The organism is Ruegeria sp. CF5 (genome assembly GCF_056537325.1).
Genome location: NZ_JBQFRI010000002.1, coordinates 508,932 through 526,403, shown reverse-complemented (window position 1 = coordinate 526,403; position 17,472 = coordinate 508,932). Strand labels below are relative to the sequence as shown.

General features: G+C 60.2%; 20 protein-coding genes. 9 read left to right on the top strand and 11 right to left on the bottom strand.

The genetic code is table 11. The features are described from left to right. Positions 1-2: 2 nt before the first annotated feature. The 5 genes from ACR0NW_RS08815 to secG form a co-directional block, all read right to left on the bottom strand. Positions 3-452 carry a tellurite resistance TerB family protein gene (locus ACR0NW_RS08815; protein WP_170651661.1) on the bottom strand — a complete coding sequence of 150 codons (450 nt, stop codon included), beginning with the start codon at positions 450-452 and terminating at the stop codon, positions 3-5. A 42-nt stretch (positions 453-494) separates the two neighbouring features. Further along, on the bottom strand, positions 495-788 hold the full coding sequence (locus ACR0NW_RS08810) for a DUF1330 domain-containing protein (RefSeq protein WP_170651662.1): 294 nt from the start codon (positions 786-788) through the stop codon (positions 495-497). A 66-nt stretch (positions 789-854) separates the two neighbouring features. Next, positions 855-1,631 carry an isocitrate lyase/PEP mutase family protein gene (locus tag ACR0NW_RS08805; RefSeq protein ID WP_480450035.1) on the bottom strand — a complete coding sequence of 259 codons (777 nt, stop codon included), beginning with the start codon at positions 1,629-1,631 and terminating at the stop codon, positions 855-857. Positions 1,632-1,736: 105 nt separating this feature from the next. Further along, complete coding sequence (locus tag ACR0NW_RS08800) at positions 1,737-3,380, bottom strand: CTP synthase (protein ID WP_480450034.1); 1,644 nt, start codon at positions 3,378-3,380, stop codon at positions 1,737-1,739. A gap of 158 nt (positions 3,381-3,538) precedes the next feature. Continuing rightward, complete coding sequence (secG, locus tag ACR0NW_RS08795) at positions 3,539-3,898, bottom strand: preprotein translocase subunit SecG (protein WP_170651665.1); 360 nt, start codon at positions 3,896-3,898, stop codon at positions 3,539-3,541. A gap of 150 nt (positions 3,899-4,048) precedes the next feature. On the opposite strand from secG, the gene nthA reads away from it, so the two are divergent. The 5 genes from nthA to ACR0NW_RS08770 all read left to right on the top strand — a co-directional run bounded on the left by nthA (position 4,049) and on the right by ACR0NW_RS08770 (position 7,431). Continuing rightward, the gene (nthA, locus tag ACR0NW_RS08790) at positions 4,049-4,663 is read left to right on the top strand and encodes a nitrile hydratase subunit alpha (RefSeq protein ID WP_480450033.1); all 615 of its coding nucleotides are present in this window, start codon (positions 4,049-4,051) and stop codon (positions 4,661-4,663) included. Beyond that, on the top strand, positions 4,660-5,337 hold the full coding sequence (gene nthB / locus ACR0NW_RS08785) for a nitrile hydratase subunit beta (protein WP_480450032.1): 678 nt from the start codon (positions 4,660-4,662) through the stop codon (positions 5,335-5,337). Before nthA ends, nthB begins: the two co-directional genes overlap by 4 nt. Continuing rightward, positions 5,334-5,669 carry a nitrile hydratase accessory protein gene (locus ACR0NW_RS08780; RefSeq protein ID WP_480450031.1) on the top strand — a complete coding sequence of 112 codons (336 nt, stop codon included), beginning with the start codon at positions 5,334-5,336 and terminating at the stop codon, positions 5,667-5,669. The genes nthB and ACR0NW_RS08780 overlap by 4 nt, the downstream gene beginning before the upstream one ends. A 224-nt stretch (positions 5,670-5,893) precedes the next feature. Next, on the top strand, positions 5,894-7,189 hold the full coding sequence (locus ACR0NW_RS08775) for an adenylosuccinate synthase (RefSeq protein WP_480450030.1): 1,296 nt from the start codon (positions 5,894-5,896) through the stop codon (positions 7,187-7,189). After that, positions 7,189-7,431, top strand: a complete 243-nt coding sequence (locus tag ACR0NW_RS08770) for a DUF2842 domain-containing protein (RefSeq protein WP_480450029.1) — start codon at positions 7,189-7,191, stop codon at positions 7,429-7,431. Before ACR0NW_RS08775 ends, ACR0NW_RS08770 begins: the two co-directional genes overlap by 1 nt. Positions 7,432-7,544: 113 nt before the next feature. On the opposite strand, the gene rpiB is transcribed toward ACR0NW_RS08770, so the two are convergent. Together rpiB and ACR0NW_RS08760 are read right to left on the bottom strand one after the other, a co-directional pair. Further along, on the bottom strand, positions 7,545-7,994 hold the full coding sequence (gene rpiB, locus ACR0NW_RS08765; protein ID WP_480450028.1) for a ribose 5-phosphate isomerase B: 450 nt from the start codon (positions 7,992-7,994) through the stop codon (positions 7,545-7,547). A 240-nt stretch (positions 7,995-8,234) separates the two neighbouring features. Then, complete coding sequence (locus ACR0NW_RS08760; RefSeq protein WP_480450027.1) at positions 8,235-9,926, bottom strand: hypothetical protein; 1,692 nt, start codon at positions 9,924-9,926, stop codon at positions 8,235-8,237. Positions 9,927-10,048: 122 nt separating this feature from the next. On the opposite strand from ACR0NW_RS08760, the gene ACR0NW_RS08755 reads away from it, so the two are divergent. Further along, the gene (locus tag ACR0NW_RS08755) at positions 10,049-10,756 is read left to right on the top strand and encodes a thiamine diphosphokinase (protein ID WP_480450026.1); all 708 of its coding nucleotides are present in this window, start codon (positions 10,049-10,051) and stop codon (positions 10,754-10,756) included. Here ACR0NW_RS08755 and ACR0NW_RS08750 read toward each other — a convergent pair. The 4 genes from ACR0NW_RS08750 to ACR0NW_RS08735 form a co-directional block, all read right to left on the bottom strand. After that, positions 10,701-11,609: a DMT family transporter gene (locus ACR0NW_RS08750; RefSeq protein WP_480450025.1), complete on the bottom strand. Its 909-nt coding sequence runs from the start codon at positions 11,607-11,609 to the stop codon at positions 10,701-10,703. The genes ACR0NW_RS08755 and ACR0NW_RS08750 overlap by 56 nt on opposite strands. A 51-nt stretch (positions 11,610-11,660) precedes the next feature. Continuing rightward, positions 11,661-13,034, bottom strand: coding sequence for an L-serine ammonia-lyase (locus ACR0NW_RS08745; RefSeq protein ID WP_170651675.1), 1,374 nt, complete (start codon positions 13,032-13,034; stop codon positions 11,661-11,663). A 1-nt stretch (position 13,035) separates the two neighbouring features. Then, complete coding sequence (locus tag ACR0NW_RS08740) at positions 13,036-13,737, bottom strand: glutathione S-transferase family protein (protein WP_480450024.1); 702 nt, start codon at positions 13,735-13,737, stop codon at positions 13,036-13,038. Positions 13,738-13,827: 90 nt separating this feature from the next. Continuing rightward, positions 13,828-14,604, bottom strand: coding sequence for a methyltransferase domain-containing protein (locus ACR0NW_RS08735; RefSeq protein WP_480450023.1), 777 nt, complete (start codon positions 14,602-14,604; stop codon positions 13,828-13,830). Between the two features lie 127 nt (positions 14,605-14,731). On the opposite strand from ACR0NW_RS08735, the gene rpiA reads away from it, so the two are divergent. From rpiA to gor, 3 genes are all read left to right on the top strand, one after another. Next, the gene (gene rpiA, locus ACR0NW_RS08730; RefSeq protein ID WP_480450022.1) at positions 14,732-15,520 is read left to right on the top strand and encodes a ribose-5-phosphate isomerase RpiA; all 789 of its coding nucleotides are present in this window, start codon (positions 14,732-14,734) and stop codon (positions 15,518-15,520) included. 182 nt (positions 15,521-15,702) lie between these two features. Continuing rightward, positions 15,703-16,005: a hypothetical protein gene (locus tag ACR0NW_RS08725; RefSeq protein WP_480450021.1), complete on the top strand. Its 303-nt coding sequence runs from the start codon at positions 15,703-15,705 to the stop codon at positions 16,003-16,005. Positions 16,006-16,101: 96 nt separating this feature from the next. Next, entirely contained in the window at positions 16,102-17,460 is a 1,359-nt protein-coding gene (gene gor, locus ACR0NW_RS08720; RefSeq protein WP_170651679.1) for a glutathione-disulfide reductase, read from the top strand. Positions 17,461-17,472 lie beyond the last annotated feature (12 nt).

Below are 17,472 nucleotides of genomic sequence, written 5' to 3'. Positions count from 1 at the left end.
TCCTAGTTGGCATCCAAGCGGCTTTGCATCCGCTCGCGCGCCGCCTGGCTGTCGTTATAGCTGAGGCCCATGGCGATCCTGGCCTCTTCGACGATTTTCATTTCGCCTTCGTCCGAGTTTCCGTCGGCCAGTACGACCTCCCACAGGGCATCCAGCGCGGCGAGGCGTTCCTTAAGATCGGTGGTTTCTCGGATCAGCTTGCCGAAGGTATCAGTATCGGGCGCGGCCGCGTGCAACTTTTCGCAAGTGGCGCGCACCTTGGCGGCCTCAATGGCGTTGTGCTGATAGAGGCGGGCGAGAATCTTGTCGATCAGGCCGATTTCCTCGACCTTGTAGTCGCGGTCGGCCTGCGCCACGCGCACCAGAAGGGCACCAAGCGCCAGTTCCGCATCGGGATCGGGCAGCTTGTCGTGTTGCGGGGGGCGGAAGGCCTGGAAGAACTTCTTCAACATGGGCATAGGCTAGTCCATATTTTGTGGGTCGCCAAGCGGGTTCTACCCGTCATAGCCTCGGATGATCACAAGATCGCTCATGGCAACCGGATCGCGCAGGGATTTGGCGTGCTGGTAGGCGTCACTTTCGTAACAGGCAAGCGCATCTTCATAGCTGGGAAATTCGATCACAACGGTTCGCGACCGCGAAGCGCCTTCCTTGACCTCGTGGTCGCCGCCACGCACCAGGAAGCGTGCCCCATATTCGCCAAAGGGCTCGGCATTGGCCGCGATGTAGTTCTTGTATGTTTCCATGTCATCCACATCGACATGGGCGACCCAATATCCTTTGGTCATTGCATCCTCCTGATTGGCCTGCGCGTGCAGGGTGCTGTCAGATCGAGGGAAATGCAATCCCGCGTGTCAGTTGGCCTGAGCCAGCGCATCGCTTGCCTGTTGCTGCAACCATGCGGTCATGCGCCGATAGGGCACCGGGCCATAGCTGATACGCGCAACGCCCAGAGCGGCCAGAGTTGGCGTATCGGGCGTGCCGGGCAGGGCGATGATGTTCACCGGCAGGTCAACCGAATCGCACAAGCGGGCGATCAATGCCTCATCCTTTAGGCCGGGGGCGAAAAAGCCGTCGGCCCCGGCATCGGCAAAAGCTTTGGCGCGGGTGATCGCATCGTCCAGCATGGCGTCGTCGTGCGTGTCAGGGGCAGCTTTGAGAAAGATATCAGTACGGGCGTTGATAAAAACGGGCACCCCGGCTGCGTCACCGCCCTGTCGCACGGCCCTGACCCGCTGGGCTTGCGCGGCGACGTCATAGAGCCCTGTGCCGCCCACAATCTGGTCTTCGAAGTTGAAGCCGACAACGCCGCAGTCCAGTGCCCGCTGCACGTTATCGGAAATTCCGGCGGGATCTTCTGCATAGGCCCCTTCGAAATCCAGCGTCACGGGCACATCGACCGCATCCACGATCCGCCGGGCGTTGCCCAAGACCAGATCGAACGGAATATTTTGACCGTCTTTGTATCCCTGCGCCATTGCCACCGGGGCGCTGCCGGTAGCAATCGCCTGCGCACCGGCGTTACGCACGGCGGCGGCGCTACCCGGATCCCAGATGTTGAACAGGATAACGGGATCGCCCTTTTTGTGCAGACCGGCAAATGTTTCGGCAAGTTGCGTCTGGCTGGTCATGGAGAATCTCCTGTCTGCGATTTGCCAACAGTTAACCCCCATGACAGGGCATTGCGTAGAAGTTTTTTTGTGTGCGCCGTCACTTTGCGGTGACGACCGCCTGGATCAGACCAGACGCGACGTGTCCTTGGCCGCGCGCACGAAGTCCTTGAACAGGGGGTGCGGGTCGAAAGGTTTGGATTTCAGCTCGGGGTGGTACTGGACGCCGATGAACCACGGGTGATCCGACCATTCGACGATTTCCGGCAGGCGGCCATCCGGCGACATGCCCGAGAAGTTCAGGCCGGCTGCCTCAAGCTTGTCGCGGTACTTGATATCCACCTCATAACGGTGGCGGTGGCGTTCCTCGATACTGGTGCTGCCATACACCTCTGCCACTTTCGAGCCTTCGCCAAGAACCGCGTCATAGGCGCCCAGACGCATGGTGCCGCCTTTGTCGTCACCCACTTTGCGTTCGACCTTGTGGTTACCCTGCACCCATTCCTTGAGGTGATAAACAACTGGCTCAAAACGTTTTTTACCGGATTCGTGGTCGAATTCCTCGGACCCTGCCTCGGTGATGCCCGCGGCGTTCCGGGCGGCTTCGATTACGGCCATCTGCATGCCCAGACAGATCCCCAGATAGGGCACCTTGTGTTCGCGCGCATATTGGGCGGCCTTGATCTTGCCTTCGGTACCACGCTCGCCAAATCCGCCGGGGACGAGGATGGCGTGGAAACCTTCCAGATGTGGTGCGGCGTCTTCAGTATCAAAGATTTCGGCATCCACCCATTCGACCTTGACCTTGACCCGGTTGGCCATGCCGCCATGGGTCAGCGCCTCGGCAATCGACTTATAGGCGTCTTCCAGCTGGGTATATTTGCCGACGATGGCAACCTTCACTTCGCCTTCAGCGTTGTGGATGCGGTCGCTGACATCTTCCCATTTGGCCAGATCGGGTTTGGGGGCGGGGCTGATCTGGAACGCATCCAGAACCGCCTGATCCAACCCTTCTTTGTGATAGGCCAGCGGGGCGTCGTAGATGGTGCTGAGGTCCTGCGCCGCGATCACGCTGTCAGGGCGCACGTTGCAGAACAGGGCCAGCTTTTCGCGTTCCTTTTTGGGGATCGGCCCTTCGGAGCGGCAGACCAGAATGTCGGGTGCCAAACCGATCGAGCGCAGCTCTTTCACCGAGTGCTGGGTCGGCTTGGTTTTCAATTCGCCGGATGCCTTGATGTAGGGCAGCAGCGTCAGGTGCATGAAAATACACTGACCACGCGGCTTGTCCTGGCTGAACTGACGGATGGCTTCGAAAAAGGGCAGGCCCTCGATATCGCCGACGGTACCGCCGATCTCACACAGCATGAAATCGACCTCATCCTCGCCGATGGCGATGAAATCCTTGATCTCGTTGGTAACGTGCGGAATGACCTGAATGGTCTTGCCGAGGTAGTCGCCGCGGCGTTCCTTTTCCAGCACGTTGGAGTAGATGCGGCCGGAACTGACCGAGTCTGTTTTGCGCGCCGCAACCCCGGTAAAGCGTTCGTAGTGGCCAAGGTCCAGATCGGTTTCCGCGCCATCATCGGTAACGAACACTTCGCCATGTTCGAACGGCGACATGGTGCCGGGATCGACGTTCAGATAGGGGTCCAGCTTGCGCAGACGGACCGAATACCCGCGTGCCTGCAACAGCGCGCCCAGGGCCGCCGAGGCCAGTCCTTTACCCAAGGACGAAACCACACCACCAGTGATGAAAATAAATCGCGCCATGTTTTCGGCTGCTCCCGTGAGACGTCATTACCAACTGCCCGGCGGCTTGAAAAAACCGCAGCACCACGGGACTTCACATATAGAGGATTCGCGCCAAAAGCGCAAGAGAACCGCAAGATGCTGTTGCCGTTCTCTTTCAGATTTCTAGGTTTTGTGGATCAGTCCGCCTGAGGGATCAGCGGAGCATTGTCGCCCTGTGCCGGCGGCAGCAGGTCGTCTGCGGATGGAACCGCAGGTGTGCTTTCCTCGGTCGGGGCGGGAACGCCCAGACGGTCGATCACCGAGCTGCCTGCGGATTTTTGCGCGGCCAGAATGGTCATGGTGATGGACGTCACGATGAAACACGCCGCCAGAATCCAGGTCACCTTACCCAGAGCGGTCGCCGCGGCACGCCCGCTCATGGCGCCGCCACCGCCGCCGCCCATGCCCAGGCCGCCCCCTTCGGACCGCTGCATCAGAACAACGGCAATCAGGCCAAGGGCCAAAAGGAGATGGATGATGAGAATGACGTTTTCCATGGTCTTCCTGCAGAGCGTGGCGTGTATCGCGTGGTATCTATGCAAGTTTGCAGGCAGGAGCAAGGGAGGAGTTGGCATCACGACCCGTGATCAACGGGATCACACCAAAGGGGCTGGACAGCGGGGGCCGAGGTCGCGCAGGCTGCGGCCATGCCTCATGACGATCACGACCATCCGCACGCCCTGCTGCCGCCCGAACCCGCACTTCGCGTAAAGGCGCTTGAGACGATTCTGACCCGCAAGGGGCTGATTGACCCGGCCGCGCTGGATGAGATTATCGATACCTATGAAAACAAAATCGGCCCACAGAACGGCGCACGCGTTGTTGCCCGGGCCTGGATGGACCCGGAATTCAGGCAGGCGCTGCTGGCGGATGCGACAGCTGTGGTGGCCGAGCTGGGATATTATGGCCGGCAGGGCGAACATATGGTGGTCGTCGAAAACACGCCCGATCAGCACAACATGGTCGTCTGCACCTTGTGCAGTTGCTATCCATGGCCGCTGCTCGGTATTCCGCCGGGCTGGTACAAATCGGACGCATATCGCGCCCGCGCCGTGCGTGAACCCCGCAAAGTACTGGCCGAATTCGGAGTGACCCTGCCCAAAGACAGTTCGGTTCGTGTCTGGGATTCAACGGCCGAGATTCGTTATCTGGTATTGCCGATGCGCCCTGAGGGAACCGATGACCTGAGCGAAGATGAACTGGCAGCGCTGGTAACCCGTGACAGCATGATCGGAACCGGTTTGCCCAAGGTGCCATCATGACCCGCGTTCATGACATGGGCGGGCGGTTCGGCGACGGCGCAATTCATCCAGAATCCGAAGATGATCCGGTTTTTACCGAGGACTGGCACGCGCGGGCATTGGCGGTGACGCTGGCCGCGGGCGCGCTGGGGCAGTGGAACATAGACGTGTCACGCCATGCACGTGAACGGTTGTCACCAAAGGATTACACCCGGTTTTCCTATTACGAAAAGTGGATTTCCGCGCTGGCTGATCTGCTGGTGGAAAAGGGCGTTCTGACTATGGACGACCTGCGCGGATCAGAGAGCGATAAGCCACACGCTCTGTCGTCGAAGGTCATGAAGGCGGCAGCGGTTGCCGGGGTTCTGGCCAAAGGTGGTCCGGCAGATCGCGCGGAAGGACCTGAGCCACTGTTTTCCGCCGGTCAGGCCGTGCGCGCACGCATTCCATCCGATAACGCGCTGGTGACGGGTGGTCATACCCGCCTGCCGCAATATGCCGCCGGTGCGTTGGGATATGTCCATCGACTGCACGGGACCCACGTCTTTCCCGACAGCAATGCGCATGGGTTGGGAGAGGCGCCAGAGCCGCTTTATGCTGTGCGCTTTCACGCGCGTGAGCTGTGGGCGCATCCGGAGCATCCCGACGATGAGGTCGTGCTGGACCTCTGGCAAAGCTATCTGGAGCCCGCATGACCGCGTGCCCGACCCACTCCGCACCCGAACCGGTTTTCGAACAGCCATGGCACGCGCAGGTCTTTGCGCTGACAGTTGCATTGAACGAAGCCGGACGCTTTGACTGGCCCGACTGGGCGGCCCGGTTTTCGGACACACTGGCCCGTCATGGCCTCGCGCGCGAACTGGATGGCGGAGAGGATTATTTTCAAGCCTGGCTGGAAACATTGGAATCACTTCTGGCCGAGTGGGGGGATGCCGCGCCGGATGACGTATCGATGCTGCGTTCGGCATGGGAGGATGCGTATCTGACGACACCGCATGGCAAGCCCGTCCGCCTGACGCAGCAGTAAAGAGGGGGCTCTGCCCCTTCCGCCCTTGTGTGCCTACCCGGAGTATTTTCAGCCATATGAACAGGGGGCCGCTCTTCATCCGGCCCAAAATACTCCCGCCGGAGGCATCGCGCGCAGCGCGATTGTAAATAAGTTGGTCAGTTGCGTCCGAATTACCGGTTTCCCTGCCGCGATCACCTCGTTATATCACCCGGGTTTGATAGTTCAGCGCAAAAGGACCGGATATGGCCAATGTGGTTGTTGTCGGCGCCCAGTGGGGCGACGAAGGAAAAGGCAAGATCGTCGACTGGCTCAGCGAGCGGGCGGATGTGATCGCGCGTTTTCAGGGCGGGCACAATGCCGGTCATACGCTGGTCATTGACGGTGAGGTATACAAGCTGAACGCGCTTCCGTCGGGTGTAGTGCGTGGCGGCAAGCTGAGTGTGATCGGGAACGGTGTTGTGCTGGACCCGTGGCATCTGGTGGGCGAGATCGGATCGATCCGCAAGCAGGGGGTCGAGATCACGCCCGAAACGCTGATGATCGCGGAAAACACACCGCTGATTCTGCCGATTCATGGCGAGTTGGACCGTGCGCGGGAAGAGGCTGCCAGCAAAGGCACCAAGATCGGCACCACCGGTCGGGGCATTGGTCCGGCATACGAGGACAAGGTAGGCCGCCGTTCGGTCCGTGTCGCGGACCTGGCTGATGACGCAACCCTTGAGGCGCGTGTGGACCGGGCGCTGCAGCATCACGATCCGCTGCGCAAGGGTCTGGGAATCGAGCCGGTCGATCGCGATGCCCTGATCGCGCAGCTGAAAGAGATCGCGCCGCAGATTCTGCCTTTTGCCGCACCGGTCTGGAAAGTGCTGAACGAAAAGCGCAAGGCGGGCAAGCGCATCCTGTTCGAAGGGGCACAGGGCGCATTGTTGGATATTGATTTTGGAACATATCCGTTTGTGACGTCTTCCAACGTGATTGCCGGGCAGGCGGCGACAGGGGTTGGCATCGGGCCGGGTTCGGTCGATTTCGTGCTGGGGATCGTCAAAGCCTATACCACTCGGGTGGGTGAGGGGCCGTTCCCGACCGAGCTGGATGACGACGACGGTCATCGTCTTGGAACCCGCGGGCATGAGTTCGGTACTGTGACGGGTCGTAAGCGCCGGTGTGGCTGGTTCGATGCCTGTCTGGTGCGCCAGACCTGTGCGACCAGCGGTGTAAACGGCATATCCCTGACCAAGCTGGACGTTCTCGACGGTTTCGAGACCCTGAAAATCTGCGTGGGTTATGAACTTGACGGCGATCGTCTGGATTATCTGCCGACAGCTGCTGACCAGCAGGCCCGCTGTAAGCCGATCTATGAAGAGATGCCGGGTTGGAGCGAATCCACCGAAGGCGCGCGCAGCTGGGCTGAACTGCCGGCAAATGCCATCAAGTACGTGCGGCGGGTCGAGGAACTGATCGAATGCCCGGTTGCATTGCTGTCGACCAGCCCGGAGCGGGAGGACACCATTCTTGTGACCGACCCGTTTGCCGACTGATGAGCGAGGATGAAAAGAAGGGCCTGAGCTACAAGGCCCGGCGGCGTTGGTCGCTGGTGATCCTCTTGCTTGGTCTGCCACTTTATATTGTGGCGGTTGTGACAGTTGTGAACTGGCTGGACCGCCCGCCGCTGTGGCTTGAATTCGTTGTCTATGTCGTGCTGGGGATTCTTTGGATTCTGCCGTTCAAGTTCGTGTTTCGCGGCGTTGGCAAGGAAGACCCGGACCAGAATTCGGACTGATTGCAACCGGTGTATGCCGATTACCGCACCTGCCTGCCTTGGTAAGCAACGGGTGCGGTGGTCAGCGTGATACGGTTGTGTCGTATATTGCCCAGAGGGCCCCGGAGAACGGGTTACGCTTCGGGTGTTTCGATCATCGCAACCCGTGTTGCGTGCCGACCGCCTTCGAAGGTGGCGTTCAGGAAGGCATCCACAATCTCAATCGCCAGCCCTTCTCCCACCACGCGCGCGCCGATCGAAAGCATGTTGGCGTCGTTGTGCTGGCGGATCATGCGGGCCGAGAACGTGTCGGTACAGACGCCACAGCGAACGCCCGCCACCTTGTTGGCCGCCATCATGATGCCCTGACCGGTACCGCAGAGAACGATGCCAAGCTGGCAATCACCAGAGGCCACCAGCTGCGCGGCGGCGTGGCCGTGTTTGGGATAATGCGTGCTTTCGGGCGTTACAGGTCCGATGTCGACCACTTCCCAGCCTTGTGCGCCGATATGATCGGCGATGACCTGCCGGAGCTGAATGGCGGCATGGTCGCTTGAAAGGGCGATACGGTTGTTGGCTGGCATGAGAGGAACTCTTTGGTTCGTCACGGCGGTTTGGCCGTAACAGGTTGGGTGGTTGTTTCGCCGGTATTACCGCTTCGGACGGAAAACGGAAGAAATCTGCCCGGCATTTCGCCCCGGCCCAATTCCACATTCGGGCTGCGGCATCAAGGTGGCAAAACCGACCGGCAGGAAAGAGTGCATGGAAAATGACAAGGGCCAGAGAAAACCTCTGGCCCTTGTCATTCAGAACATTCGGGTTGCTCAGCCGGCGGCGCGTTTGTCGTCCGGGCGGAAACCGATCTGGGTGGAGGCGGCGAAGCGGCCACCGCCAGCCTTTTCAATCTTGCCGTCGCGCAGAAGCTGGCCGAACGAGCGCAGGCTTTCCTCGCGGTTGAAGTCGTCCTGCTTAAGCGCGCGAATCTTGTTCATCAGCTGCGGACGTGAGAACTGTTCCTGCCCTTCGATGAAGGACAGATAGGCGGCTGCCGCTTCCAGCAGATCAGGCAGGGATTGCGCCCCCTGTTCCTTGGCAAAGTGGGCAAAGCCACCATCGCGGGATTCGCCGGCATCATCTTCGGTGGTGACACGGCGCGGCACGACCGGGCCGGTGTCGGCCTCTTCCGTGTCGATCCGCTGCTCTGCCACCAGTTTGAGCGGCATTGCACTGTCGGATTCGGGGCGCAGGCTGGTCACTTCGATTTCCGGACGGCGCGGGCTGACGACCGAAGCAAGGTCGTCGCGATACTCTTCGTCCGTCTGGTGGGCGTCGGCGCCGTCGGTCTTTTCGGCCTCGGTTGCCGCGACCGCTGCGCGCAGATGCGAATAGGTTTCGCGGTTGCCGCTGGTGTCGGGGTCTTCCATCCGCTCGTCAGCTTTGACCAGCAGGCGCGAGACGTCCTCTTCGACTTCCGGTTCGCTGCGCTGTGCGGATTGCGCGGACAGGTGTGCTTCGACCTCGGTCAACTGGTCCAGAAGGCGGATTTCGTCTTCGGCGGTCAGGAAACCGGCGGCCGAATGCTGGTCGTCCTGGGCTTCATCCTGAGCGTCAGATGCCTCGTCTTCGTCCTCGTCCATAATGTTGCGGATGTCATCTTCTTCCGCATCTGTTTCCTCGGCATCATCTTCAGAGCTTTCGTCGAGATCCGAAAACAGAACGGTGTCCTGTGTTTCGGGTTCTTCTTCGTACTCTTCCTGAGCATCTTCGGGCTGAGGTTGAGCGGCCTGAACTTCGGCGGGTTCCTCGACCTCCTCCGGTGTAACCTCAGATTCATCTTCAACAGGCGCCGCCTCTTCGGCGGACGGCGGGGTTTGTTCGGCTTCGAAGTCCACCGCACTCAGCGCGCCTGCTTCGAAGGCGGCCGAGATTGCATCCTTCGGCGCTTCCTGAGGGGCATGGAAGCCGGTGTCGAGATCTTCGGAATACCCTTCGGCGCTGTCGTCCGAATGCGAAACCACGGCGCGGATGCGCTGCAGTTTGGCGGCGATGCTGTCTGCCGCGGGGGGAGGCAGATCATCAACGTGTTCAGCTACAGGGATTGCATCGGCGGGGGGGGGCGCCGAGGCGGAGTTGACGACGGTCAGGTCCGGCGATGCAGCCGGAGGGGTGGTGGCAGCGGGGGGAACTGCCTGTGCTTGCGGCGCGGTAGGGGCCGCAGGTGGTTGCGGGGTCTGTGCGGTTACGGCAGGCTGAGGCGTATCCTCGGTCGCGCGCAAAAGCAGGCCGCTTTCGCTTTGACTGGCTTCGACGCGGCGCGAGGCGTCGCGCTGTGCGATACGGGTCAGCATTTCGGCGTCTGGCTGAGGCGGTTCGGATCCGAAATAGCGGTCATCCGCCGCCAGATCCCGGAAATATTCGGCAATCGCCTTCATCGTCTCAAATGAATCGTCGAACCCTTCCAAAGTGCACGAGAATGTTCCGTATGAGACGGTCAATACCTTGTTGTTCTGTACCATCAGACGCACGTCCTTTACAAACTACAGAGCCGTGCCACCCGAAGCCGGGCGTCAGAATCGACTCGAAACTTTGTAAATCAACGTATCATTTTGTGGTCTCAATGTGTCCAAATCCGGATAAAATGGTCAATGTGTCGAAAAATGACGCGATTGTATGCTCAGATGGGCCAATTTCGCTGGTTGGCGGGGGGCATGTCGGACCTGATGACCTGAATCTGGCGCTGAATCACACCGGCCTGATGGTGGCAGCGGATGGCGGGGCAGAGGTGATTCTGGAGTCAGGCCGTGTTCCCGACGCGGTGATTGGGGATTTTGATTCGCTGCGGCCCGATCTGAAAGACCGGATTCCGTCCGATCGTTTGTTTCCGATCAGTGAACAGGACAGCACCGATTTTGACAAAGCCCTGCGCAGTATCGAAACCCCGCTTGTGCTGGGGGTCGGGTTTCTGGGTGCGCGGGTGGATCATCAGCTTGCGGTGTTCAACACGATGATCCGATTGCAGGATCGGTCTTGCATATTGCTGGGCGAGCGCGAAGTCATCTTTCATGCGCCACCGCGCATCGCATTGAAGATCGAACCGCAGAGCACTGTTTCATTGTTTCCATTTCGTCGTGTAACCGGGACAAGCCAGGGGCTGGAATGGCCCATAGACGAACTGGTTCTGGAACCGGACGGTCAGGTTGGTACTTCGAACCGGGCGCTGTCAGATGTCGCGCTTGAAGTGGACGGACCGGGCTTGTTGGTGATGGTGCCGCGCAGCGCCTTGGAAGAGGTCATGCGGGCGTTTCTGTCGGGCCGGTGCGGGCGGTGGCCCGCTCGCGCAGAATGACATACAGCCCGGCGGCGATGGTGATGCAGATGCCGACAGCTGCCAGCCCGTTCGGCAGGTCGTGAAAGATCAGCCAGCCGAACAGCGTGGCAACGGGGATTTCCAGATATTGCATCGGCGCAAGCGTGGCCGAAGGCGCATAGCGCAGCGACCACGTCATGAGCAGATGGGCGACGGTCCCGATCACTCCGATCCCCAGCAGCAGCCAGATGACGACGCTGTCGACGGGGGGCAACAGGGTTTGGCCCTGTTCGGGCTGATATGCCAGAACCGGCAGCAGCATGACCGAAGCCATTACTCCCGAAACGGCCTGCAGTGAGATCGGGTCGGTTTCTTTTGCCAGCTTGCGCGTCACCAGCATGAACAGGGCAAAGACCACCGCCACAAGAAGGGGCAGCAGGGCGGGTGCGCCGACCTCGGAAAAGCTGGGCTGGATGACCAGCAGCGTGCCTGCGAAACCCACGACGCAGGCCCACAGACGACGGTGGCCGACCTCTTCGTCCAGCACGTATTTGCCCAGAAGTAGCATGATGAACGGCATCACGAAGGCAATGGCGATTGTATCGGCGAGTGGCAGATATTTCAGGGCCGCAAACATGGCGCTGATACCGATGATGTGCAGGACCGTGCGCAGGGCGACAAGACCCAGCGCGCGCGCCGGCATGCGCCAAGGGCGCGCCGTCAGTATCACCAGAGGCACCAGAATGACCGCCTGAATGACGAACCGTGCAAACACAAGCGGTCCCAGCGGCATGGTCTCGCCCAGCACTTTGGCCAGCGCGTCGCCAAGCGGCGCGAGGACGCAAAAGCCGAGCATCAGCAGAATGCCGAGAAAGGGACGATCCTGAGTCATAAGGGGCACGCTATGTCAGCGCGCCCCTGCTGGAAAGACCGAATGAGAAGCTCAGCAGTTGGGAACGTTGACCGCCAGACCACCGAGTGAGGTTTCCTTGTATCTTTCATGCATGTCGTGACCGGTCTGACGCATGGTTTCGATAGCGGAATCGAGCGGTACGAAATGTTGCCCGTCGCCGCGTAGCGCCAGCGATGCGGCCGAGACGGCCTTGATCGCGGCAAGGCCGTTGCGTTCGATGCAGGGCACCTGCACCAGCCCCGCCACAGGATCGCAGGTCATGCCAAGGTGATGCTCAAGCGCGATCTCGGCGGCGTTTTCAACCTGTTCCGGTGTACCCCCCATGACGGCGCAGAGCCCGGCGGCGGCCATGGCGGAAGCGCTGCCGACTTCGGCCTGACATCCGGCTTCGGCCCCCGAGATCGAGGCGTTGTATTTGATCAGTCCGCCAATGGCGGCTGCGGTCAGCAGGAAATCCTCGACATGACTTTCGGACGCACCGGGAACGTGATCGAGGTAATAGCGCAGAACCGCAGGCATGGTGCCCGCCGCGCCGTTGGTCGGGGCGGTGACGACCTGACCGCCAGCGGCGTTTTCCTCGTTCACGGCCATGGCGTAAACGCTCATCCAGTCGTTGATGGTGTGCGGCGCGTTCAGGTTCATGCCGCGTTCGGCCAGAAGGGCCTCGTGAATACCCTTGGCGCGGCGGCGGACGTTCAGGCCGCCGGGCAGGATGCCGTCGGTGGACAGGCCGCGTTCGATGCATCCGTTCATCACCTCCCACAGGCGGGCAGTGCCTTTGGCAAAACTGTTGGGACAGCCGCGCGCGATTTCGTTTTCACGCTTCATCTGAGCAATGCTTTTCCCGCTTTCCTTGGCCATTTCGAGCATCTGCGCGGCGGAGGTGAAGGGGTAGGGTACGGACGGGCCGTCATTGGTGTCCTTGCCCTCGGCCAGTTCTTCCTCGGTCAGGACGAAGCCGCCGCCGACCGAGTAATAGACCTGCCGCAGGATCACGTCGCCCTGTGCGTCGGTGGCCATCAGGATCATACCGTTGGCGTGACCGGGCAGGGTCTGGTCGTAGTCGAAGATGAGATCGGCCTTGGGATCGAACTTGAGCGTCGGCAGACCTTCGGGTGTAACAGAATGGGTTTCGGCAATCGCCGCCAGCGCCGCCTCGGCCTTGTCGTTGTCATAGGTGTCGGGCACGAACCCGGCGAGGCCAAGGATGGTGGCGCGGTCCGTGGCGTGGCCCACGCCGGTAAAGGCCAGCGAGCCGTGCAGCGATCCTTTGAGGCCCGCAAATTCGAAAGGCGAGGCGCGCATCAGGTCAAGAAACCGCGCAGCCGCAACCATCGGCCCCATTGTGTGTGACGAGGAGGGGCCGACGCCCACTTTGAACATATCGAAAACTGAGAGGAACATCTTAGGTTGCTGAGCCTTCTGGAGGGGTGGCGTAGGTGGGCGATGTGAACGGTGTAACCCCAAGCCCCTCGGCGCCAATCGCGGCGCGGGTTGCGGGGCGGGTTTCCAACTGCATCAGGATCTTCTGCAGATATGGGGTGTCGGCAAGCTGATACCAACTGCGGTCCGTCTTTGCCGGATATAATGCCATCCACCGCATCATGCAGGCAAGATACCAGGTCAGAACCGACGGTTCGTCTGCGTTCAGCCACGAGGGTGCGCGTTTGGCCTCGGCTTCCAGCAGTTTGAGGTGTTGCCGCAGCCGGGGCCGGATGCCTGCCCGCAGGGTTTCGGCCTGCGAGCGGTCGATGTATTTTTCGGCATAAAACAGGATGCGCAGATCGGCATGTAGCGTATTCGAGGCAAAGAAGAACCATTTGAGGAACGCCGCGCGTTCGGTGCTGTCCGGCAGTGGGGCCAGTTGCCCGTGCGTGTCCGCCAGCCATAGCAGAATGGCGGCGGTTTCGAATATCGGGCCGTGCTGCGTTTCCAGCACCGGGATAAGACCGTTTGGATTGAGCGCACGATAGGCCGCGCTGTCCTGCTCGTAATTGCGCCGATCCACCAGAACGGTTTCGTAGGGCAGACCCATCTCTTCCATCGCCAGCCGGATCACCAGCGAGGCGTTGTCAGGGGCGTAATGAAGGCGATAGCGCGTATCCATACCGCCTGTTTAAGGGGCGCGGACGATTCACAAAGTCTTGATTGCGACGTTTCCAATCGGAAACGCGCATTTTGGGGATATGTTTCGCTTTCAGGGTTTGCGGGCAACCCAGATGAAATGAGTTATGGACATGAAAAAACGCCCCTGTTCAGCAAGGCTGTGCTGTTCGTGGGACCATGCGTTGGTTTTTTCTTCGGACATATGGCCGTTCTGTATCGCATAAGCGCTCATCAGTTGCATCATCATCCGAGCTTGCCCGTCGGGCCGCAGCGTTGTGTCGCAAAACACCAATGGTTCTACCCTGTCGGCTTCGAAACCGCATTCGCGCAGTTTTTCAGGAAGGATCGCAGGAACGCAGCGGTCGGCAAGGTGCAGGTCCCAGATTTTGATCATGCGTGACATTCGATCAGGGTGCGCGCTGTGCCAGCACAGCGTGTCCCAGTGCATATCTCCAATGACAAGCCTGCCGCCCGGGCGCAGAACCCGATACAGTTCGCGAAGCGCAGGGCGGGTGTCAGAGAAATACTCGAAAACCTGAAGGGAAACCGCCTTGTCGAATTCATTTTCGGCAAAGGGAAGGTTCTCGGCGGCTCCCTCGATCAGGTCGATTGTGTCGAATTCGGCGCATCGGGCGCGCGCGGCGGACAGCATGTCGTCGCTTGGGTCGAGGCCAACGACCCTGCCACCAGCGCCCACCGCACGCGCCAGTTCGATCGATAGCAAGCCGTTGCCGCAACCAAGGTCAAGGATGGTATCACCCGGGACCGGCGAGAGCGCCCTTAGATTGGCGGCGCGGCGGCGGGTCACATCCGCGCCCTGATAGGCGTTATCCAGCAGGCGTGTGGTGGCTTCGTCGAATTGCAGCATGTATTGCCCCCTACGGGAAAGGATACCGAATTTTCCGGGTTTCGAGAAGGAAACCGCCCACGGCCCCCTCGCGCCGGGAAGGCAGTTTGCATATAAGGGCACAAATTCTGCTTTCTGCGAGGCTGCCATGACCGGAGAACTGTCCCCCATCGACAAGGCCAAATACGTCAGCGCAAGGCGCGCCGCCGACATGGTCGAAGACGGGATGCGCGTAGGGTTGGGCACCGGATCGACGGCGGCCTGGCTGGTGCGTCGTCTGGGCGAAAGGGTGCGTGACGAAGGGCTGCGGATCAGGGGTGTGCCGACATCAACCCGCACGGCACAACTGGCGCGTGAGGTCGGGATCGAGGTTGTTTCGCTGGATCAGGCGGGATGGCTGGATATCACCATTGATGGCGCGGATGAGTTCGATGGTGAGCTGAACCTGATCAAGGGTGGCGGCGGGGCGCTGTTGCAGGAAAAGATCGTGGCGACCGCCAGCGACATGATGGTGGTGATCGCCGATGCCGGGAAAGAGGTTGAAACACTGGGAGCGTTCCCGCTGCCGGTCGAGGTGATCCCCTTTGGCTGGCAGACCACGCGGTCTCTGATCGAGGAAACACTGGATTCGATGGACGTGCTGGGCAGCTCGGCGGCGCTGCGGATGAATGGCGAGGCGCCGTTTGTCACCGATGAAGGCAACCACATTCTGGACCTTCATCTGCAACGGATCGGCAATGCACGCCAGCTGGCACTGGTTCTGAACCAAATCCCCGGTATCGTGGAAAACGGTCTGTTCATCGACATCTGCGACCGGGTCGTCATCGGCCACGGTGATGGCCGGGTCGAGTTGCGCGACATCAACGAAGGCACGATCGAGCTGGACCGGCTGGGAGAGGACAACAGCGACAACCTGTTTTCGGACCTGAAGGATTGAGTTCAGGGACGCAGCAAGAATTCCGGATTTCAGGAACGGCTGCGTTGATGCGCGCGCCAGCCGTCATGTGGATTGCAATTGGCGCAGCTGTCCTTGGATTATACCCGGTAGTGGATTTGCAATTGAATTCGCCGGGAAAAATCTTGCTTTTCCAGATTGGGATAGTCGTCTGGGCTGTATCTATGACGCTGTTAGTCGTCAGGGCCGTGCGCGTCGCTCTGGATCGGCGCGTGGTAATTCTGGATGACGATGGCATCCGGTTTCTGGACCTCAATCTACGCTACTTCACGATTCCGTGGTCGCAAGTCCGATCCATCGACGTCGGAGACTACCGGCAATACAGCTTTGTCAATTTCATCAACAGCGAAGACAGGCGCAAGTCCAAGAAACTACCGTTGCAATTGCTCGACACCGTCATATGTGAGCGTTTCATCAATGCGTTGCGGCAACGTGGTGTGGACGTTCAGGGCGTCGAACGTGGCTAGCTGGCGTGTCGGAACCCTCTGGACAGTGGCGCGCGATGAGTTACACCCCTTGCAAGGCCGTACGGCGCTTGTGGAAATATGGAAGAGGCAGGGTAAATGAGCTTTGATTACGATCTGTTCGTTATCGGTGGCGGCTCGGGCGGAGTACGCGCCGCGCGTGTGGCGGCAGGGGAAAACGGGGCCAAGGTGGCGCTGGCCGAAGAAGATCGCTATGGCGGCACCTGCGTAATCCGCGGCTGCGTGCCGAAAAAGCTGATGGTCTTTGCCAGTGAGTATTCCGGAATGGTCGAGGATGCACAGGCGTATGGCTGGGATGTCAAACCGGGTGCGTTCGACTGGACTGCTTTCCGCGGCAAGCTGCATGCCGAGCTGGACCGGCTGGAAGGCGTCTATCGCAACATCCTCAAAAACAACGGCGTCGAAAGCTTTGATCAGCGTGCGCGTCTGGTTGATCCGCATACGGTCGAGCTGGCCGATGGCACGCGCAAGACCGCCAAGCATATCCTAATCGCAACGGGTGGCCGTCCGGTCGTGCCAGAGTTTCCGGGCTCGGAACTGGCGATCACCTCGAACGAGATTTTCCATTTGGACAAGCTGCCGGGGTCGATGCTGATCGTTGGCGGTGGTTATATCGCCAGTGAATTCGCGGGCATCATGAACGGTATGGGGGTCGAGACCACCCAATTCTATCGTGGCGCGCAGATTTTGCGCGGTTTCGACGAAGAAGCCCGCGGATTGATCTGTGAAGAGATGCGGCAGAACGGCGTCGATGTTCATCTGGGCACCAACGTGCTGGAGATGGTTAAAGACGGGGACAAAATCCGCGTCAAGGCCACGGATGGTACTGAACGTCTGTTTGACGTGGTGATGTATGCCACGGGCCGTTCGCCCAATGCGGACGATCTGGGGCTTGAAGAGATCGGGGTCGAGAGGGGCCGCAAGGGCGAGATCGTCGTGGACGAATACAGCCAGACCGGCGTGCCCTCGATCTATGCTATCGGTGACGTGACTGACCGGGTGAACCTGACCCCGGTTGCGATCCGCGAAGGCATGGCCTTTGTCGAAACCGTGTTCAAATCCAACCCGACGCCGGTCGATCACGAGCTGATCCCGACGGCGATTTTTACGCAGCCGGAAATGGGAACCGTGGGCCTGAGCGAAGAGGACGCGGCGGCGCAGGAGCCGATTGAAGTTTATGCGACCTCATTCAAGCCGATGCAGCAATCCTTTGCCGGACGGTCGCAGCGTGTGCTGATGAAACTGATCGTCAGCAAGGCAACCCGCAAAGTGCTGGGCTGCCATATCGTGGCGCCGGGTGCAGGCGAAATGATCCAGTTGGCCGGAATCGCGGTCAAGATGGGTGCAACCAAGGAAGATTTCGACCGAACCGTGGCCGTTCATCCGGTTATGGCCGAGGAATTGGTTACAATGCGGCAACCTGTACGCAGCGCTTGATTTGCAAGCTGG

Coding starts and splice junctions, on each gene's coding strand:
- ACR0NW_RS08815 (WP_170651661.1), bottom strand. CDS start 452: ATGTTGAAGAAGTTCTTCCAGGCCTTCCGCCCCCCGCAACACGACAAG.
- ACR0NW_RS08810 (WP_170651662.1), bottom strand. CDS start 788: ATGACCAAAGGATATTGGGTCGCCCATGTCGATGTGGATGACATGGAA.
- ACR0NW_RS08805 (WP_480450035.1), bottom strand. CDS start 1,631: ATGACCAGCCAGACGCAACTTGCCGAAACATTTGCCGGTCTGCACAAA.
- ACR0NW_RS08800 (WP_480450034.1), bottom strand. CDS start 3,380: ATGGCGCGATTTATTTTCATCACTGGTGGTGTGGTTTCGTCCTTGGGT.
- secG (WP_170651665.1), bottom strand. CDS start 3,898: ATGGAAAACGTCATTCTCATCATCCATCTCCTTTTGGCCCTTGGCCTG.
- nthA (WP_480450033.1), top strand. CDS start 4,049: ATGCCTCATGACGATCACGACCATCCGCACGCCCTGCTGCCGCCCGAA.
- nthB (WP_480450032.1), top strand. CDS start 4,660: ATGACCCGCGTTCATGACATGGGCGGGCGGTTCGGCGACGGCGCAATT.
- ACR0NW_RS08780 (WP_480450031.1), top strand. CDS start 5,334: ATGACCGCGTGCCCGACCCACTCCGCACCCGAACCGGTTTTCGAACAG.
- ACR0NW_RS08775 (WP_480450030.1), top strand. CDS start 5,894: ATGGCCAATGTGGTTGTTGTCGGCGCCCAGTGGGGCGACGAAGGAAAA.
- ACR0NW_RS08770 (WP_480450029.1), top strand. CDS start 7,189: ATGAGCGAGGATGAAAAGAAGGGCCTGAGCTACAAGGCCCGGCGGCGT.
- rpiB (WP_480450028.1), bottom strand. CDS start 7,994: ATGCCAGCCAACAACCGTATCGCCCTTTCAAGCGACCATGCCGCCATT.
- ACR0NW_RS08760 (WP_480450027.1), bottom strand. CDS start 9,926: ATGGTACAGAACAACAAGGTATTGACCGTCTCATACGGAACATTCTCG.
- ACR0NW_RS08755 (WP_480450026.1), top strand. CDS start 10,049: ATGGTCAATGTGTCGAAAAATGACGCGATTGTATGCTCAGATGGGCCA.
- ACR0NW_RS08750 (WP_480450025.1), bottom strand. CDS start 11,609: ATGACTCAGGATCGTCCCTTTCTCGGCATTCTGCTGATGCTCGGCTTT.
- ACR0NW_RS08745 (WP_170651675.1), bottom strand. CDS start 13,034: ATGTTCCTCTCAGTTTTCGATATGTTCAAAGTGGGCGTCGGCCCCTCC.
- ACR0NW_RS08740 (WP_480450024.1), bottom strand. CDS start 13,737: ATGGATACGCGCTATCGCCTTCATTACGCCCCTGACAACGCCTCGCTG.
- ACR0NW_RS08735 (WP_480450023.1), bottom strand. CDS start 14,604: ATGCTGCAATTCGACGAAGCCACCACACGCCTGCTGGATAACGCCTAT.
- rpiA (WP_480450022.1), top strand. CDS start 14,732: ATGACCGGAGAACTGTCCCCCATCGACAAGGCCAAATACGTCAGCGCA.
- ACR0NW_RS08725 (WP_480450021.1), top strand. CDS start 15,703: ATGACGCTGTTAGTCGTCAGGGCCGTGCGCGTCGCTCTGGATCGGCGC.
- gor (WP_170651679.1), top strand. CDS start 16,102: ATGAGCTTTGATTACGATCTGTTCGTTATCGGTGGCGGCTCGGGCGGA.